Genomic DNA, 2,682 nt, shown 5'->3' with positions numbered 1-2,682 from the left:
GGCCGCCGTCCAGGACCGGCAGCACACCCACGGCTTCGCGGCCTTCGACGTCGACCCGGGCGACCGCCGCGGCGGCCGCACCCGGATGACGGTCACCTACTACACCTTCGACGGCCCGCACGGCGACCTCACCCCGGTCGACACGTTCACCCTGGAACGCACGCGCACGGACGCCCGGGACGACGACTAGCTGTACTGACCAGTGATCCCCTGCCCCCGGTGGCGGGTCCGGGGGCAGGGGAAGCGCGTCAGCGGCGGAGGAACGCCGTGAGCCGGCTCCACAAGCCGCCGCGCTGGCGCGGGATGGTGACGGCCGCGGGCTCCGCCGCAGGCGCCGCGACCGGCGCCGGCTCGGGCTCGACGGCCTCCGGCTCGACGGCCTCGGGTTCCGCCGCGGGTGCCTCCTCCTTCTTCGGCTCCTCCAGCGTCACCGGCGTGAACTCGACGGGGAGTTCGATGAGGTGGCGGGCCAGCCACGCCGACGTGTAGTCGAGGTCCTGCTCCTCCTCGGCGAGCCGCAGGTCCGGCAGCCGGGTGAGCAGGTGGTCGATGCTGGTCTCGGCGATGGCGCGGCCGATGTCCTGGCCGGGGCACTCGTGCGGGCCGCTGCCGAAGGACAGGTGGGAGCGGTTGCCGTGCAGCGGCGCGGCGGGGTCGGGCCGCACGACGGGGTCGAAGTTGCCGGCCGCGAGGCCGAGGAGGAGCATGTCGCCCGCCTCGATCTTCTGACCGCCGAGCTCGGTGTCCCCGGTGGCCCAGCGGCCGGCCACCAGGATCATCGGCGGGGAGTCCCACAGCACCTGGTCGAGCGCCTCCGCGAGCGTCATGTGCCCGCCGGACAGGCTGGCGCGGAAGCGCGGGTCGGTGAGGACCATCTTCAGGGTGTCGGCGATCAGGTTGACGGTGGTCTCGTTCGCCGCGAGCAGCACCACCCGCAGGTGCTCCAGGACCTCGTCGTCGGAGAGCCCGGCGGGGTGGCGCATGAGCGAGGTCACCAGGTCGTCGCCGGGCTCGACGCGCTTGCGCTCGATGGCCCGGCGCAGGCTCGCCACGACGTACTCGTTGCTCTCGATCGCCGTCTCGGTGCCCCGCATCAGGTCGCGGGCCGCGTCGACCAGGCGCGGACCGTACTCGCGGGGCATGCCGAGCAGCTGCGTCATGACCAGCATCGGCAGGTGCTCGGCGAACTGGCTGATCAGCTCGGCCTGCCCGGACGGCCCGAAGTCCCGCACCATCGCGTCGACGAAGCCGATGACGTGCCGCCGGATGCCCCGGTGGTCGAAGCCGCCGAGACCGTCGTTGACGGCGCCGCGCAGGCGCCGGTGCTCCTCGCCGTCCGCGAACACGCACAGCGGCTGCCAGGCGACGACCGGCATGAGCGGCGAGTCCGCGCCGACCGTCCCGTCCTTGAACTTCGTCCACAGCCGGGAGTCGCGCGAGAAGAGCGACGGCGTGCGCATCGCGGTGAGGTTCGCCGCGTGGCCGAGGATCAGCCAGGCCGGCACGTCGCCGTACAGCAGCACCGGCGCCACGTCGCCGTGCTCGGCGCGGAGCTTCTCGTACACCGCCCACGGGTCGGCCTCGGCCTCGGGCCCGTACAGGCGCCGCACGCCGCCGGGGCCGATGGGGCCGATCTCGGCGCGGCCGTGCGCGGGGCAGCCGGGTGGCGGGGCCACTGCGAGGTCGTCGGGAAGTGCACTGTCGGAGTGCGGAGTTGTCACGGGGTCTCCGGGATCGGACGGGATCGGAACGGACGAGGGGAACCGCGCCGGACGGGGGGAACCGGAACGGCGGGGGAACAAAACTGGGCGGCAAGGCCCGGAAGGGGCGGGCGCTCACGCCCGCTTCGCGGCTTGGTCGTACAGGTAGCGCATCAGGGCCATGAGGACGTCCCGGCAGGAGTCGCGCCGCCGGGCGTCGCACGTGATGATCGGCACCTCGCGCGGCAGGTCGAGGGCGGCCCGCAGCTCCTCGACCGGGTGCGCCGGCGAGTCCGGGAAGCCGTTGATCGCGACGACGAACGGCACGCCGCGGTCCTCCAGCCGCCCGATCACCTCGAAACTGACCTCCAGCCGGCGGGTGTCGACCAGCACCACCGCGCCGAGCGCGCCCTCGAACAGGCCGTTCCAGAGGAACCAGAACCGCTCCTGCCCGGGGGTGCCGAACACGTACAGCACCAGTTCCTCGCTGATGCTGATCCGCCCGAAGTCCATCGCGACGGTCGTCTCGGTCTTGCGCTCGACCCCGGCGACGTCGTCGACGCCCTCGCCCTCCTGGGTCATCGTCTCCTCGGTGGTGAGCGGACGGATCTCGCTCACCGAACCGACCAGGGTCGTCTTGCCGACTCCGAAACCTCCGACGATCACCACCTTGACCGCCGAGGTCGCGGTGGCCGGCAGCAGGTCCGCGGCCGCCGGCCCGACCAGCGTGTCAGAGTCGCTGAAGTCCATGGATCACCGCCTCAAGGAGGGCACGGTCGGGAAATTCCGCCGGGGGCACGGCGGCGCGGGCCTCGATCAGCTCGTCGTCGAGCAGGTCCGCCAGCAGGACGGTCACCACGCTCGTCGGCAGCCGCAGGTAGGCCGAGATCTCGGCGACGGACAGCGGTGCGGTGCACAGCCGCAGGATCGCCGCGTGCTCGGGCTGCATCCCGGGCCGCGGGTCCCGCCGCGAGACGATCAG

Annotated in this window: 3 protein-coding genes and 1 pseudogene; 1 reads left to right on the top strand and 3 read right to left on the bottom strand. The window is 72.9% G+C overall.

What is annotated here, in order from left to right:
- Positions 1–190, top strand: a pseudogene (locus AB0O00_RS34915) (hypothetical protein); the annotation flags it as partial.
- A 58-nt stretch (positions 191–248) separates the two neighbouring features.
- Here the strand turns inward: AB0O00_RS34915 and AB0O00_RS34910 are convergent.
- The 3 genes from AB0O00_RS34910 to AB0O00_RS34900 all read right to left on the bottom strand — a co-directional run.
- Positions 249–1,721 carry a cytochrome P450 gene (locus tag AB0O00_RS34910; RefSeq protein ID WP_363658713.1) on the bottom strand — a complete coding sequence of 491 codons (1,473 nt, stop codon included), beginning with the start codon at positions 1,719–1,721 and terminating at the stop codon, positions 249–251.
- A 114-nt stretch (positions 1,722–1,835) separates the two neighbouring features.
- The gene (locus AB0O00_RS34905) at positions 1,836–2,450 is read right to left on the bottom strand and encodes an ATP/GTP-binding protein (RefSeq protein ID WP_363658711.1); all 615 of its coding nucleotides are present in this window, start codon (positions 2,448–2,450) and stop codon (positions 1,836–1,838) included.
- The coding region (locus AB0O00_RS34900) for a DUF742 domain-containing protein (protein ID WP_363658709.1) at positions 2,431–2,682 on the bottom strand (252 nt) is incomplete at its 5' end. The genes AB0O00_RS34905 and AB0O00_RS34900, both read right to left, overlap by 20 nt.

Source organism: Kitasatospora sp. NPDC093558 (genome assembly GCF_040683475.1).
Taxonomy (GTDB): domain Bacteria; phylum Actinomycetota; class Actinomycetes; order Streptomycetales; family Streptomycetaceae; genus Kitasatospora.
Note: the sequence above shows the minus strand (reverse complement) of the source record. Positions and strands in the feature narration are given on the sequence as shown.

Excerpts from the sequence above, each read along its gene's own strand:
- AB0O00_RS34905 (WP_363658711.1), bottom strand. The coding sequence starts at position 2,450 with ATGGACTTCAGCGACTCTGACACGCTGGTCGGGCCGGCGGCCGCGGAC.